Genomic DNA, 14278 nt, shown 5'->3' on the forward strand with positions numbered 1-14278 from the left:
TTTATCTTTTTGAATTAATATTCTGACCAAATCACTTTCCTTGTACATATATTTTCCACCAATGAAAGAACATGGAATGATCCCATAATCCCTATAACTTTGTAAACTTCGTTTAGAGATGTTCAGAGCCAGACAAACTTCCTGGGTATCCAGTCATTTCTCCCTTTTAACTGTTCCAAACTTCTTTTTAACGGCTTCAACTTGTACAGATAAATCCTTAACTTGCTGTTTTAACCGTAAATACGCACTTTTTTCTATAACAATTAATTCCATAACAAATTTGATTTATGATTTTACTATTTACAAAGCAAATAAAAGCACATTTCAACATCCGACAAAACTTCCTAAATCAAAGTCACCTGTTGGCGCACATTGTCACTCCTCAAAATACAAGATATTAAGAAGTGACCTGAAATATTTCCATACTACTATTCCTTTACCCATATTTGCTCAAACCAAAACTTTAATAATCTCAATCATAAAAGGAAATGCCTGTTACCTGCATCCATGCAGTAACGAGCATTCCACCCCTCACCAGTTTTCCGTTATCCTACATCTTTATACCTTTGCTTTTCTGCACAACCGCCTTTTCCTTTACGTCCGCTTTTTGCCGTGTCTTCGGAAAATGCTCCTTCAACAGCTTCCCTCCAGTTTCTTCGCCTTCTCCTGCAGCTCATCATACACATCCCATCTGTTCCGGCCCAGCAACTTGTTTTCTATCTTTTCAAATTTTTCATGGAAACTGAACTCGTCCGGATATTCATCTGTCAGCCCGTCTCTCGGATAACCTTTGTCCATGATATATAGCAGTGTCATCCGGTCATAATTATGTTGGCTCCGCGTCAGTCCTAACCCCTTGCCTGCATCAGTCAACCTGTAATAGTTCTCCCATGTGTGTGGGGGGGGGTAAAGTCATAAGTCTCACTGTCTGTTACGTTTTTCAGTACCGACCTGTCCTAGAATGCCCGCCTTATCGTTTCCCCGTCTCCCCACCAGCCGAAACGGTTATGACAACGGTTCAGTTTCCCTTCCATCAGCGAGGGCCATCCCCTCAATTCATGGACAGCCAGGGATTTCAACACAAACTCCGAGGCAAAGAAATCATTCTCTATGTATTTATACATGTAATCACTAAATTGGCCCTCTCCGATTATGTCCCTGCTGAATATCAGCACCCCTTTGTCCGTCTCAACGCCCGTATAATACGTGTTTCCATGCTTCAAATCATCCAGCATCTCCGCTGTCACTTCGGGCGACGCAGCCTTTATCTCCCGCCACATCTCCGGTGTAAGCCGCTGGATATAATTCTCGTCCCTTGACAGCGGATCCATGTCTTTTCACAGGCAATACACCACCTCTGACAGACGCAGGTATCTATGCAGTTTGATTCCATGTCCGTCCATCGCCTTTTCCAACCTTTGCAGATAATCATCATTGTTCCCTTCCCACAAATGCGGTACAATCCCCATATCAGGCACGTTATAGTACATCATGCCTATAACAGGCATTTCCGTTTCCTTCAGTGCCTTTTCCACATCTTCCAGCATAAACTCCAGAAAACCTTTCTCGCCTGTACCTTTCATGCTGACATGCACTGGTTTGAAATGTCCGTCCACTGTGACATACACACTGCCGCCGTTCGTATTCTCTTTTTCCATCCGCCAAAAATTTAAATGTTCATTCCTTGTCCTTTTCTCTTTACCGGAATCCGCACCCTCATTTCCACGTTCGGGAATCGCACGTTATCCGGTTGTACCACCAGTGACGAGACTATCTGCTCCTGCTCTCCGGTCAGCGGTATAGGCTGCCGTTGCAGATTTCTCAGCTTGTTGAAGTTCCTCAGCGTAGGTGCCATGTCGCAACATGCCACACAAATCCCGTATCTCACCATATCCGAAGAAACCGTCTGTCCGTCACCGATTTTAGCCCGGTATGCAGCATCCAGCGGAGCCACTTCATAAAATCTCAGACTCCCGGATTTCCGCTTGCCGTCAAAAAAACGTTCGGCCAGCCTGCTCAGAAACGCATCCAGCATCCTGTCCCCACTGTCTGTCTTGTCAAACAGCAATACCTTCCCCTCGTATTCCACCACCATGCAGGTGGGGAAAGCCGCCAGCCCGTTGCGTATCACATCCCCGTCCATTCCGAAACGGTGTCCCAGACGCCTGTAATCCTCGTTTTCCAGCAAGGTCATATGTTCTGCCGATGATGACAGATGCGCAATCCCCCTTTCCTCGCAGAATGCCGCATCCCGGAGCCTCACCACCCCCGACGGATGTATCCTTTCCCGTTCCAGCACCGGACAGAGCCGTTCCAGATAATCCGCATTGTCCGTACCGAGTATGGGAGGAATCATGCCTTTGTCCCTAAAATCGAAACGGAACATTCAGTGGTCGGGAACAAATCTCCGTCCCGCCGTATGAAACCTCACGTTGTTGCCGATGTAACGAGAGAATCCATCTTCCCCCTGCCCGCGTATACTCAGATACACGGGTTTGTAAAAAGCGTCCAGTGTCATGTACAGGCTACCGCTTTCCACCGCCTGCATTTTCTTTTTTTCCATAAATTCTATAGGATTAATTGTTTCTTCTCTTTCTTTTGCGGAGCAATGGGGGCGACGTGCCTCGCCTGCCGTTGTCTGTCAGAAGGCTTTTGTCTCGGTGTTTCCTGCCTGCGGTATGTCTCCGGTAACTTGCCGGTCTTCACCTCTTCCGAATGTGGACGCGACATCGGATGTAACGTTTCCATCCTTTCAATCCAGCTTATCCGTGCGCCCAGCCTGAACTCCCCATCCTTGGCATGGAACTCCGATTGCAACAAGTCCGCCGCCATCTCCCTTGCCTCTTTCTGCAAGGCCGCATAGCCGAAGTCGTGTGCCGACAGAGGCGCGTTCATCCGTGCCTTCATGCTGTCTTCCAGTTTCTCCGCCAGTTCCCTGAACTCATACTCATAGCTGAAAGGATGTACCTTGTCTGCCGCAACAATCCCGGCGTACCCGTTTTCCGAAATGTACAGCAATGCCGCCACATCATAGTTCCGCGGCGAGATGCCCAGCCCAAACTCCCTTGTCAGCCGGTCAAAATTATGGAAATCGGGCCGCAGGTCAAACTTTGCCCAGCACACACCACCGTCCAATACACTCCTGTCCGCAAACTTGTCGGGAGTGAAGCTCACCACCGACCTGCGCAATTGTGCGTCCGTACTCCGCAAATCCGCTTTGGACAACTTTTCGATACAGTTGTCTGCCAGTTCCGCTACCCGTTTGGTAGGCAGGTCTATCTCGTATATCCGCAGAGTTTCAGATACTTTGGCCACGTTGAAGAAGCCGTCGGCCAGATGTTGCAGATAACTGTTACGTGCCTTCATTCCTTTCGGAGTGTCCGAGAACAGCATCACCCCCTCTTCGGTGGCCACGGCATACACCCGTTTTTCTGTTCCGGCAGCTTCCGTTGCTGTCACTTTCTGCCGGTCCGTTCTCCGGACGATACGGTTCCAAATATCATTCAAGATTGACATAACCTTGTTTTTTTAGATGTGAATAACCGACGGCAAAAAAAGCCATTCGCCTGCCAATCCGCAATACCGAACACATACAAGTCGTCCGTTGGCGGCTGTTGGCGTGCAACCTTTACGCCAGCCGTGCGTCAAGCATCCGGTTGTAGCTCCTGCGCAGGGAGTCGATGAACGGAGTGGTGTCCGTACAACGGTCAAACACCTTTCCACGCTTGGTATATAGGGCATTGATTTTCAAGTGAAAAACTTCCTCGAACACCCGTATCACATCCACCACTTTCAGCTCCCTACCTTCCGCTGTTCCTATCACTCCGGCAGCCATCAACGCCGCCACCAGTTCTATCAAGTCGCTGTCCGTGCCGTTCCACGTCAGCGTTACAGAACCCTTCTTCCCGTTCCTGCATACCGCCTCTTCCTTCAATCCCATTGCCTCCGTTCCACCATGCCGGAGTACCTCTTTCATCATCTGTTCCTCCGCATCCAGCAACGCAAGTGCCTTGCCGATGTAAACATCGAACAGAACGTGCCTTTCCATGCCATTTGTGGAAACAGTCTCCTGAATCCCCCTCAACTCTATTTTCGTGTAGAACAGCCTGCGCAGCTGTGCACAGATGTTTGTCCCGTCTGTCGGGAGCGTAGCCAGCAACGTGGCAAAATCATCATAGGCGGCAGACAGCTTCTCCACACCGTTGCGGACTCCGTCCGCATAAGAGGCGAACAATCCGAACAAGACAGTATCTTTCAAGATTTTCATGGCAATAATTGTATTTGTTTCATTTACATGCCATAGAAGGGCAAGAAAGATACCATCGTACGAATTTAGTTGGTAGTATCAAAGACAATCTACTGTATTACAACCACTTGTAAATTTTCCAAAAGAACATGTATATATCAATGTGTCGTGTAAAAGCCGGACACGTGTACGGAAGCCGGACACGCGGTTATTGAAAGCCGTACTTCCGTAATTTCTCATAAAGTGTGCTCCTTGATATTCCCAGCAGCCTTGCCGCCTCCTTACGGTTGCCTCCGGTCTCTTCCAATGCCCGCATGATGCATTCCTTCTCTTTTTGCGCATCATTCAGCGCAAGCGTCTCTGACGCATCCGCCCCGTCCGCTTCCCGAACGGAAAAAGCCAGACTTCCAGCGGCTATCCGTTCTCCGTCGGGCGTAAGCAGTACGGCACCCCTTACCGTATTCTTCATCTCCCTCATATTCCCCGGCCACTGATAGGCAGCCAGCCTGCTCCGGGCCTCCCTGTCGAAACCACCTGTCCTTTTGCCCAGCTCGGCATTGGCCTCTTCAAGAAAGAAGTCCGCAAGCGGCAGTATGTCCTCCCTGCATTCCGCCAACAACGGCAGGCGTATGGTAAATTCATTCAGCCGGTGAAATAAATCCTCCCTGAAACGTCCCTCTGCAATGGCCTTCTCAAGATTCTCATTCGTGGCGGCCACCAGCCGTATGTCAAACGGGTACTCCCTCGTGTCCCCCAGCGGCCTATACCGTTTTTCTTGCAACGCCCTCAGCAGCATCACTTGTGTCCGGTACGAGAGGTTTCCTATTTCGTCCAGAAACAGCGTACCCCCGTCAGCCGTCCGGAACAGTCCCGCCTTGTCGCTCTCCGCACCCGTAAACGCCCCCTTCAGATGTCCGAAGAACTCCGATGCCGCCAGCTCTTCCGGAACCGTCCCGCAATCAACGGGAACATACGGCTTGTTCCATCTGTGGCTTCGTTCATGTATCTCGTGCGCCACATGTTCCTTCCCCGTGCCCGACGCCCCCCGCAGCAATACCGAAATGTCGGCGCACGCTATCAGTTCTATCTGCCTGTACATCTCCTGAGCCTTCGCGCTTTCGCCACGGTAGAAGGACGGCTTGCCGCTGTCTCCCTCCTTTATTCCGACGATAAGCTCTAGCAGGATGTCAGGCTGCACGGGTTTGCGCAGATAGTCCGTGGCACCCAGCTTAATAGCTGTCACCGCATTCTCCACTTCCCCGTAGTTGGTCATGATGATGACCGGGACCGTGCACCGCCTTTCCCTCATCCATTCCAGTAGGGACAGGCTGTTGTCATCCGGCAGACGCATGTCGGCCAGTATCAGACTGAACGGCTTCCCCGCAATCGCCCTGCGCGCCTCCGCTATGGTCGCCACGCACTGTGTCTTCATGCCCTGTTTCACCAGCCAATTGCTTATGGTACGGCTGAAAACGATGTCATCCTCTATAATCAGTATGCTCTTCATCTATACTCTCCCTGATTTTTCTTGCCGACTCCGCCAGCTTTTCCGCTGCATGGATTATCTCCCCGACTTCCATATATTGCCTTTCCTCCCACACAGCCGCCGTGTGTGTCACCAGACCGCGCAGGCGGGCCATCGGAAAGTTCATCCGCACCGTTTCCCATAAGGGAAGGTTCTTGTGCAGCACCTTGTGTATCGTATCCCTGTCATGCCCGCAAAGCGCATTTTCCAGTGTATGGATGCTCTCTTCCGTTTCCCGTATAAAAATATCCAGCATCCTTCCCTTGTCCTTTTCCCCCGAAAGGATGAACGAGAAATCGGGTTCTTTCTTCCCCGTTTTTACCACCATACGGCTTACGGCGCTTATCAGTTCGTCCATCGAGAACGGCTTCCGCAGGCAGCCCGCAAACCCGAAGGAAATATAATGTTCTTCATCGTCGGCGCAGGCCGTAACTGCCAGCACGGGTATCGTACGCGCGTTCTCCATGTTCGAGGAACGCAGCAGATCAAGTATCCTGTAACCGTCCATGTCCGGCATCTGTATGTCCGACAGAAGCAGGTCGTATGTTCTTTCCCTCAGTGCCGCCATCAGTTCCCGCACCGTCCGGCAGCATTCGCACCGCACCTTGTTCCGCACAAGCATCCTGCGGGTTATATCCAGTTGTATCCGGTCATCATCTATAACCAGCACGTATGTTCCTTCCAGTCCGTAGTCCTCCGCATACCCGTTTTCTCCATCCTCCCCATGCTTCGCCACTTCCGACAGGGGGAGGGCCACCCTAAACAGGCTGCCCGTCCCGTAAGGGCTCTCCACCGTGATGCGCCCGCCCAGCAGTTCCGTCAGACGGGAGACAATGGCTAGCCCAAGGCCGAAGCCGGGCAGGTACCTTGCATTGTCCAGACGCTCGAAGGCCCTAAATATCCTCTTCTGTTCATCCTCCGTCATGCCCGGTCCGGTGTCCTGCACGCTGAAGCGCAGCTCTCCCTGCCCGTATGCCGCCTGCAGACTGATTTTCCCCTTCCGGGTGAATTTTATGGCGTTGGAAAGCAGGTTGTTGGCTATCTGCATGATACGCGGGCGGTCTCCTTCCACCACGGTGTCAAGTCCCTCAAAATCCGTACAGAGTGTAAGCCCTTCCTTTCTGACCGACGGTGTATGCAGCTTCACTATCTCATCGAAAAGTGACAGCGGACGGAAAACCGTCACGTTCATTTTCCCCTTGCCTGCATCCAGCAGATAAAATTCAATCAAGGAGTTCACGAGTCCTATCATATAGTCGGACGAGCGGACGATATGCACCGCATACTCATCCTTCCGCTTTTCGTCCACTTCTCCGGGCAACAGCTCTGCATACCCTTTGATGGCTGTCAGCGGCGCACGCAGGTCATGGGCAATGGTCAGCATCATGTTTTTTCTGGATTGCAGCAGTTCCTTGTTTTTCAGGTCGGAAGATTCCAGTTCCCTGCGGTACCGGAGACACCTGTTCACGTCGCGGTGCAGCAGGGTATATAGCACGATGGCAAGCAGGAATACGAAAAGGGCAAGCGTCGCCGCCGTATTGTACGATTTCTCCCGGTCTGCCGCAATGGCATTGTATCTCGTTTCCAACCGCTCACCCGCCACCTTGTCAAAATCACCGACCAGCCCGTTCAGCCTCTTGTTCAGCGCCCGGCTACTCAAGTGCAGGCTGTCCATCTGGGCCGACAGCTTTTCCCGCTGTTCCTTCTGCTTTTCAGTCACTTCGCGGCTCAACGCATGGAGAAGATGGACAGCGGCATTGTTCCCGCTGTTTCGAGTGGTGGACGACGGCACTTTTTCCGATGCCGCCCGTTGCTGCTCCCGTTGTTGTCGGTAAGCGGATTTTTTCTCTTTTCCGCCGAAAACTTTCTTCAGAAAACTTTTCTTCTTCTCCGGCTGTTCTTCCCCGGTGGTTGCTGTCCCGGCATAAGCTTCCTTCACGGCAGGGGCGAGGATATTCCTTGTCGGCTGCCTGCGCACCTGCCTGACGATAGCCGGCACTTTTTCGCCCACCGTCTCGCCGATGTTTTCCAGTTCGTCAAACGTGCTCATGGCCGCTGACAGGAGCATCTCTTTCTGCTCAAGCAGCAGGCACAGCGAGTCTATGCGTTCCTGCTGTTCCGGCGTATGTACAAACTGCTGCAGTTCCTTCAGGACACCGCACGTCTTTTCTCTTCTCTCACGGTATAGCCGTAAGTCGCTTTCGCTCCAGGTGCTCACCACTTCGCCTTGCGACGCCAGTTCCAGCAGATGACCGTAAGTTTTGCGCGTAAGGTCGCGTATTATGCCCAGTTCTTTCATTTCCCACTTCAGTTCATCCCGTTTCATACGCTCCCCGCGGAACAGGTAAATAATGAATCCCAACAGAAGTATCAGCATGGCATAACCTATGAATATTTTAAGTTTCAATCCCATTCTCCCAACCGTTTTGTTCTATTCCTCGTCCTCATACGCTTTTCTGCCCTGTGCACTGCCCCTATGCATACAAGGGTAACGAAAAAGCTCAAGAAGATACAGACGAACAACACCGCTATGACTATCCGGCAGTTCATAAGTCTTCATCGTTTTCTCCTGCTCCGGCAAGGTGCCTCACCAGTACGATTCCCTCGTCATGGATTGTGAAGAATACGCACCAGGTGACGTTCATCATGCCCTGCATCTTGAACCGCACCCAGAAGGTGTCCCGTCCGCAATACCGCTCGAAGGCTTTCGGCGTTGCCGCCTTCGTCCGGGGAATGGGTGTCAGCACACGCACGATGCGGTGCAGCAGCAAGTCCGGAAACTCTTTCCTTATCACACTCACAGGCCTTGTACGCGGGCTTACGAACAGCCTGTCCGTTTCTGTCTGTATTTGTCTTTTCATTTCCGGCAGATAGCGCACATGTTGTTGCACCTTTCCACCCGCCACATAAGTCGGAGAGATGTCCTCACCCGTCACTGAACGGAGCATCTCGCTCTGTTCCTGCGCGGTAAGCCCGTGGGCACGCATGAAGGCATCCAGTTCTGTACCATGCACCCGCAGGTCGATGTTTACTTGCATCGGGGTTCCGTCCTCGTCCCGCAGCAAGGTTATTCCGTTGTATTGAATCATTTATGGTTTAAATAATTTATTAATTTGTAATTCATGGTTTCTTGCCCTGCCTCACCCATCCGGCCTTAGTCCAATCCCTGTCCTTCATCACATCCGGAGCCACGGCCCCCTCATAATCCGTCCGTTCAAAAAAGGTATCCAGCACAAACCTGTCAGGGGTCAGGGAACTCACTTCACGCGTAGCGTTAATCAGGATATAATCGATACCCGGCAACGCTCCCGGTTGGCCACCAATCAGTTGGACAGGAATGTCATCATCTGCCACAGCCTCGCGGGTACTGCTGTTCACCAGTGTCAGCCGGCTATATGCGGAAACCGCAATCGGATACCGTCGGCCATGAGATTTATTATCATGCGCCGTAGACAGGTTCGCAATCACCGGATGTGTATAGAAAGACGGAACTTCCAATTTCCCCGTCCCATTGCAGCTAACCACGCTCCACACACTCTTCCGAATAGGTGCAGTAGCCATCACATACTGCAATTTCCCCGTATATCCTTCATTGAAGCACAATCCGTTCTGGCTGGCACCCGTACTAATCAGATACCGGGCATTCACCGTCCCTCCGTTGAACATAAACCCGTCGCCACCGCTACAGTAACTTTGACAATGGTCTATCGTAGTTCCCCGGCCCACACCGTCAAAGGTCACTGCCCCGCCGGCGGCACCGGCGTACTCCACCCGGACAAACTGTAGGGAACCGGAATCATCATTCCCCTCAGAACCTCCATAAGAAATATCCGTAGCAACAGTTCCACAATATAAAGTCTCATACTCATAACTGACAGGAGCCTTCCCCAACACAATCACACCGTCCCAACTACCCGGTTCTTTGATCAATGCCGTCATCACGATAGGAGCATCCTCCGTACCGTTGGCAACAATCTTACACCCCTTTGTAATGACAATCGCCGCTTTCCCTTGACCCGATGCGGGAAGAGCTTTCAGCAATGCGCCGCGTTGTATGGTCAGCGTGGCGCCGTTGGTCACAAACACAGGCTTACTAATCAGATACTCCGTATCGGTGTACAATGTTCTATCCTCACTAAACACCGAAGGCAGTACCTCTGTAGTCTCCCTGTCAAACATCTCGTCCTCATTGGAGCAGGACGTAAGCATACTCAGACACATGGCAGCCACCATAAAGAGAAAAGCAACAAGCGCTTTCCGGCAAAAGATTATTTCTTCTCTTGTCATCACAATCTTTTTTAGTTTAAACTTACACTGGCCAATCTCTGTCAATCAACAAGGATTGTTCAGAAATAACGGCCAAACAATCTTTTAAAAACGCCTTTTTTCTCTTCCGCTTTTTGGGGTATATTCTTTAGTTCCTGAATCCGGGCTTCAACCGATGCCAGCTCGCGCATCTCCCGTTGCGATTCTTCAATCAGTTTGGAGTCGCAGAACATGGTAGTTCCTCGTTGCCAGAATCCGGTATTTTCTTCCTGCATTTCTTCGTCAGGCATTATAAGAGTCAATGGCCCCTCCACATAGAAGTAAGCCTCCCCCGGCTCAGCCGCTCTACGTTTTTCCTCTTCCTCACGCCGCCTTTCCTCGGCCATCAGCATTTCCCTTCGTTTCCTGTCGCGTTCTTCCAGTTCCACCAAGTCAGCCAGCCTGCCGGTATTATAATACTCCACCTGCGCCCTTTCCATGCTCAAATTCTCTTGCATGTACAGCGGTATCTGTTCCCCTTTCGTCATTGCGTAGGTGATGAATGTCTTGAAGAGATACGCTTCGTCATTTAACACAATCCCCAGCGCAACGCCATGGGAGGATGCGCCGTATATCCGTGCTCCAGCCACCCGTTCCTCGCTGCCCGGTTGCAGGCCGTAGCGCATCACGAGGTTATCCTTCAAATAAGTCTTTCTCAAAATCTTTCCGGACAGCGTACTGTGTTTTCCCCAGTACCGTTCACGGTAACGTATAAAAAAATGGGGAGGGAAAACAAAAACAGCATTCTCACCCGTATCCATCGTGACAAAGAGATAAACATGGAAACCGGCATTCGATGGTACCAGGCAATAGAACTGGCCGCATCTATCTATAGTCTGCTGCTTCCATTCCTGCTTGCTGAGAACATAGAATCTCACTCCCCATTCCATTACAGGAGTGTTGATTAAAACAGAATCAACCCCGGACGGGAATCTGGCCATTCCCTCCACCTTCGGATTCAGCAGGATATGCTTTCTCCATGCTTTGGAACGTACATTAGTCTTAAGATCCTCGCGAAGCACCTCAATAGTTTCTTCAATGCTCATCTTGGATGTTACCATCCGCATGGGCTTCTTATCCGGTTTCGTTTCTTGTTTACCCATCTGTCATGCTGTTTTTAGTTAAAGACAAATTCTCTTCCTCCGCTGCCTTTTTGAATAGACGGTCCATTTCTTTCAGCACACTCTCCAGCGACATTAGATTATCGTAAGCCGTAGGCTCCTTTATTTGGGGCACCGATTCAACGAACGTACCAAACTCCTGAAGCAACTTAGCCGGTAAGTGATTGACGGCCCATTCCAGTAGCGGCAAGTTGCTTTTTACCTTTTCATCCATACCGTTATGCACCTTTACCATCGCCTCATTCTTCAGCAGAGCCATCTGCGGGTTTATCCCGGCACTTTCCGGATGTTTCCGTTTCTGGTCATCCAATCCGGCAATCAACTCCATTGATTTGCACAGTTTCATCATGCCATGAAGCAAAATGTCCAATGCTTTCCGGTCTTTGGCCGATTCCCGATAACCGTTACATTTCAAGATGAACAGTTTCACGGCAAGCGCTCCCCACATCGGTTTCAAGTCCTCGTCATCAAAAAACTGTTCATAGCTCATTATCTTATTGATGACCGCCAGTTTGCCGTCCTTATCAATTTCCCCGAATCCAACCGCATCCACGGAGGCAATGAATATCTTATCACCAGCCGATGCCTGCTCCTTCTCTTCCTTTTGCCGGAAGCCGACAGCAAAAACGTAGTTTCGTCCAAAGAAACGGTACAACAAATCCCGGTCATTCGCTCTCCCATCTCCGTACAAAGCGGACAGACCATCCGCATGGGAGGAGAACATCACCAGTTCCACCCCCTTCCAAGCGGCAGCCTGCAAGTCCAGATAAGCAGCCACCTCATCTTCTGCATTACCCAGCAGATAGGCGCAGAGGAAGTTCTTATAACTGAACTTGGGTACTTCCGATTTCCGGTTCACATGCCCTACCGCTATCCACAAGTTACCCGCAGCGGTCCGAAAGACGCACGGATCATCCGTACACCATGGGAAGGCTGTCACTCCTTTCAGCACTTCCCGGTAGTTCTGTTCTTGGATTCGTTGTGATATCATGGCTTGCAGTTCCGGCATATCAGTCTGCATCCCCTTTCTTTTCTCCGATGTGGACATTGTTTTTGTTATCACGCTGTGTCCCTCCTTGTTAAGTACGAACGTATTCTTATATTACTTTCTCAATGCTTTTCCGTCGTATGTCACCTCCTTCAACATGTTCTTGGCATATTCCACAGCCTTTTCCGGCAGCGGTGAACATTGCACCTGGGTAGTGATAGTCTGAGCTTCCGGGCTGATCAGCCATTCCAGCAGCTTCACGATTTCTTCCGCTTCACTGCGACTACGCCCAGCATAGTTCTGCTCCTTATAAAGTACCACCCATGTGAAGCAACTGATAGGATAAGCGTCGGCAACCTCTGAATCGGTAATCATGCCCGTAGCATCCCCCACGCTTGCGGCAGCGGTAACGCTTTCCGAAGTGGGCTGCACAAAGTTTCCGGCAGCGTTTTTCAGCCATGCACTCTGCGTATTGAAGCTGGCTGCATATTCCGAAGCCACGTATCCGATAGCACCCGGAACTTTACCTACCAGTCCGGCCACGCCCGTATTTCCCGTAGCCGCTACTCCACGTGGAAAGGTCAAGGCTTTTCCCGTGCCAATCTTGGCCTTCCAGTCCGTACTCACTTTCGTCAGGTAGTCACTGAAGATATAAGTTGTTCCGCTACCGTCCAGACGGAAAACGGGATAGATTTCCTTGTCGGGCAATTGCTTGCCGGAGTTCACTGCCGCAATCCTTGCATCATTCCATTTCAATATCTTACCCATATAGATATCTGCTATCAGCTCTCCCGTCAGGCGCAGGTTATCCACACCTTCCAGGTTATAGGCGATAGTCACTGCCCCCATGCACGTAGGTACAAGGATAGATTTTACCGGCAGACTGTCCAGTTCCGCTTTGGTAGGTGGAACGTCCACACCTGCAAAGTCTATCTGTTGATTCTTCAGGCTTCTGAATCCGCGTTCCGTACCGATACCGGCATAAGTAACAGGGATGTCGTTCTTCTCCCAGTACATCTTGAACGCCTCGCTGTAGAAAGGTAACGGCAATGTGGCTCCGGCGGCAGTAATCACCGATTTACGACCCACAGCGGCATTTTCGGATAACTCCTCAACCGGTTTTCCACTGGTAAATAAAGTTGCTGCCGCTATTGCCAGTACAGCTACGAATGACAGGCATACACCGCCTGTTTTACTGATTTCTTTGTTTCTAATTGTTGCCATAAGCATTTTTATTATTGATTAAAATTATATCCATTTCAGACAGAGTGGGACAAAACGAAACCGTCCCGCTAACCAACGAAAGACTTTGGTTAGCGGGACGGAAATAAAAAATATGTCTGAGTGATCGTTTAAACCATCATTTTCAAATCATAATATAATAACCTTGTATGAGAGGCATCCTCATCACTTGATGTCAACTCTAAAAAATTATTCTTCAGATAGAAAGGTACTGCATCAATATAGGCATCAACTGTAATGAACCTACATCCGGTCTTATTGTTAATAACGAAATAGCCTTTAATGAAATTAAGCAATTTGCTGCCCAAGTGCAAATTATGTGTCGAAACATCTACCCCAAAGCGGCAGATTTTCACTGCTGGATAACTTTTCAGACGCTTCTCGTTAACAAAGCGTTTTTTCCGAAAGCGATTAAATTCCGTCTTGTTCTCAAATTCCGAAAGAGAAATTTTATCATTTGCCAGACTGAAATATGCCAAAACTTTGCCAAAGGCATCTTCCACTACATAACTAACAGCAAGCAGTTCATTTCTATAAATGAAAGATTCATTCATTATAAAATCGTTCAAATCCGCGTCTCCGCAATCGAACGATTCTATTCTCTCGTGTTCATCCAAACGGCGAACACCAAACTCTGGATTATTTATTTCTGCCATCAGTTTCTTCTTTAAAAATGCTCATGATGTACTTATAATCCCGTTTTATCTCTTCCAGCTTTTCCGGAGTCTCTTTCGGTGGATTTTTCATCCGCGCTTCAAATCTCCGTGCATCCTCCCCGAAGAGTATCGGGGTTTCTTTTATCGGTCTTGCCATTATTGCCTCCTTTCTCTATTGTTATCTGCAAAGGTAAT

15 protein-coding genes and 1 pseudogene are annotated in these 14278 nt (G+C 50.0%); all 16 read right to left on the reverse strand.

The window, feature by feature from the left end; translation table 11 throughout:
* On the reverse strand, positions 1-153 hold a 153-nt coding region (locus BXY_RS18685), incomplete at its 3' end, for a helix-turn-helix domain-containing protein (protein ID WP_083787907.1).
* 397 nt (positions 154-550) lie between these two features.
* A pseudogene (locus BXY_RS18690) lies at positions 551-1331 on the reverse strand (DUF6047 family protein).
* Between the two features lie 6 nt (positions 1332-1337).
* On the reverse strand, positions 1338-1658 hold the full coding sequence (locus BXY_RS18695) for a hypothetical protein (protein ID WP_011107060.1): 321 nt from the start codon (positions 1656-1658) through the stop codon (positions 1338-1340).
* An 11-nt stretch (positions 1659-1669) separates the two neighbouring features.
* Positions 1670-2386 (reverse strand): DUF6047 family protein, encoded by a 717-nt coding sequence (locus BXY_RS18700; protein ID WP_009039979.1) that lies wholly within the window; start codon positions 2384-2386, stop codon positions 1670-1672.
* A complete protein-coding gene (locus BXY_RS18705) occupies positions 2387-2563 on the reverse strand; it encodes a hypothetical protein (RefSeq protein ID WP_009039980.1) in 177 nt (58 codons plus the stop codon). It lies immediately after the preceding gene.
* A 5-nt stretch (positions 2564-2568) separates the two neighbouring features.
* A complete protein-coding gene (locus BXY_RS18710) occupies positions 2569-3516 on the reverse strand; it encodes a DUF6047 family protein (protein WP_009039981.1) in 948 nt (315 codons plus the stop codon).
* A 112-nt stretch (positions 3517-3628) separates the two neighbouring features.
* A complete protein-coding gene (locus tag BXY_RS18715; RefSeq protein WP_015532667.1) occupies positions 3629-4267 on the reverse strand; it encodes an RteC domain-containing protein in 639 nt (212 codons plus the stop codon).
* Positions 4268-4454: 187 nt separating this feature from the next.
* On the reverse strand, positions 4455-5753 hold the full coding sequence (locus BXY_RS18720) for a sigma-54-dependent transcriptional regulator (protein WP_009039983.1): 1299 nt from the start codon (positions 5751-5753) through the stop codon (positions 4455-4457).
* Positions 5725-8184, reverse strand: coding sequence for an ATP-binding response regulator (locus BXY_RS18725; RefSeq protein WP_009039984.1), 2460 nt, complete (start codon positions 8182-8184; stop codon positions 5725-5727). Before BXY_RS18725 ends, BXY_RS18720 begins: the two co-directional genes overlap by 29 nt.
* A 133-nt stretch (positions 8185-8317) precedes the next feature.
* Complete coding sequence (locus BXY_RS18730; protein ID WP_009039985.1) at positions 8318-8860, reverse strand: hypothetical protein; 543 nt, start codon at positions 8858-8860, stop codon at positions 8318-8320.
* Between the two features lie 31 nt (positions 8861-8891).
* The gene (locus tag BXY_RS18735) at positions 8892-10058 is read right to left on the reverse strand and encodes a hypothetical protein (RefSeq protein ID WP_015532668.1); all 1167 of its coding nucleotides are present in this window, start codon (positions 10056-10058) and stop codon (positions 8892-8894) included.
* 59 nt (positions 10059-10117) lie between these two features.
* Entirely contained in the window at positions 10118-11179 is a 1062-nt protein-coding gene (locus BXY_RS18740; RefSeq protein WP_009039987.1) for a hypothetical protein, read from the reverse strand.
* Positions 11172-12245, reverse strand: coding sequence for a hypothetical protein (locus tag BXY_RS18745; protein WP_009039988.1), 1074 nt, complete (start codon positions 12243-12245; stop codon positions 11172-11174). The genes BXY_RS18740 and BXY_RS18745 overlap by 8 nt, the downstream gene beginning before the upstream one ends.
* 54 nt (positions 12246-12299) lie before the next feature.
* Positions 12300-13409: a phosphate ABC transporter substrate-binding protein PstS gene (pstS, locus tag BXY_RS18750; protein ID WP_009039989.1), complete on the reverse strand. Its 1110-nt coding sequence runs from the start codon at positions 13407-13409 to the stop codon at positions 12300-12302.
* Positions 13410-13537: 128 nt separating this feature from the next.
* A complete protein-coding gene (locus BXY_RS18755) occupies positions 13538-14083 on the reverse strand; it encodes a hypothetical protein (RefSeq protein WP_011107054.1) in 546 nt (181 codons plus the stop codon).
* Positions 14067-14240 carry a hypothetical protein gene (locus BXY_RS18760; protein ID WP_009039991.1) on the reverse strand — a complete coding sequence of 58 codons (174 nt, stop codon included), beginning with the start codon at positions 14238-14240 and terminating at the stop codon, positions 14067-14069. The genes BXY_RS18755 and BXY_RS18760 overlap by 17 nt, the downstream gene beginning before the upstream one ends.
* Positions 14241-14278 lie beyond the last annotated feature (38 nt).

It is taken from the genome of Bacteroides xylanisolvens XB1A (genome assembly GCF_000210075.1).
Classification (GTDB): Bacteria; Bacteroidota; Bacteroidia; order Bacteroidales; family Bacteroidaceae; genus Bacteroides; species Bacteroides xylanisolvens.

Bases quoted from the DNA above. Each gene is read 5' to 3' on its own strand.
- BXY_RS18695 (WP_011107060.1), bottom strand. From the start codon at position 1,658: ATGGAAAAAGAGAATACGAACGGCGGCAGTGTGTATGTCACAGTGGAC.
- BXY_RS18700 (WP_009039979.1), bottom strand. From the start codon at position 2,386: ATGTTCCGTTTCGATTTTAGGGACAAAGGCATGATTCCTCCCATACTC.
- BXY_RS18705 (WP_009039980.1), bottom strand. From the start codon at position 2,563: ATGGAAAAAAAGAAAATGCAGGCGGTGGAAAGCGGTAGCCTGTACATG.
- BXY_RS18710 (WP_009039981.1), bottom strand. From the start codon at position 3,516: ATGTCAATCTTGAATGATATTTGGAACCGTATCGTCCGGAGAACGGAC.
- BXY_RS18715 (WP_015532667.1), bottom strand. From the start codon at position 4,267: ATGAAAATCTTGAAAGATACTGTCTTGTTCGGATTGTTCGCCTCTTAT.
- BXY_RS18720 (WP_009039983.1), bottom strand. From the start codon at position 5,753: ATGAAGAGCATACTGATTATAGAGGATGACATCGTTTTCAGCCGTACC.
- BXY_RS18725 (WP_009039984.1), bottom strand. From the start codon at position 8,184: ATGGGATTGAAACTTAAAATATTCATAGGTTATGCCATGCTGATACTT.
- BXY_RS18730 (WP_009039985.1), bottom strand. From the start codon at position 8,860: ATGATTCAATACAACGGAATAACCTTGCTGCGGGACGAGGACGGAACC.
- BXY_RS18735 (WP_015532668.1), bottom strand. From the start codon at position 10,058: ATGACAAGAGAAGAAATAATCTTTTGCCGGAAAGCGCTTGTTGCTTTT.
- BXY_RS18740 (WP_009039987.1), bottom strand. From the start codon at position 11,179: ATGGGTAAACAAGAAACGAAACCGGATAAGAAGCCCATGCGGATGGTA.
- BXY_RS18745 (WP_009039988.1), bottom strand. From the start codon at position 12,245: ATGTCCACATCGGAGAAAAGAAAGGGGATGCAGACTGATATGCCGGAA.
- pstS (WP_009039989.1), bottom strand. From the start codon at position 13,409: ATGGCAACAATTAGAAACAAAGAAATCAGTAAAACAGGCGGTGTATGC.
- BXY_RS18755 (WP_011107054.1), bottom strand. From the start codon at position 14,083: ATGGCAGAAATAAATAATCCAGAGTTTGGTGTTCGCCGTTTGGATGAA.
- BXY_RS18760 (WP_009039991.1), bottom strand. From the start codon at position 14,240: ATGGCAAGACCGATAAAAGAAACCCCGATACTCTTCGGGGAGGATGCA.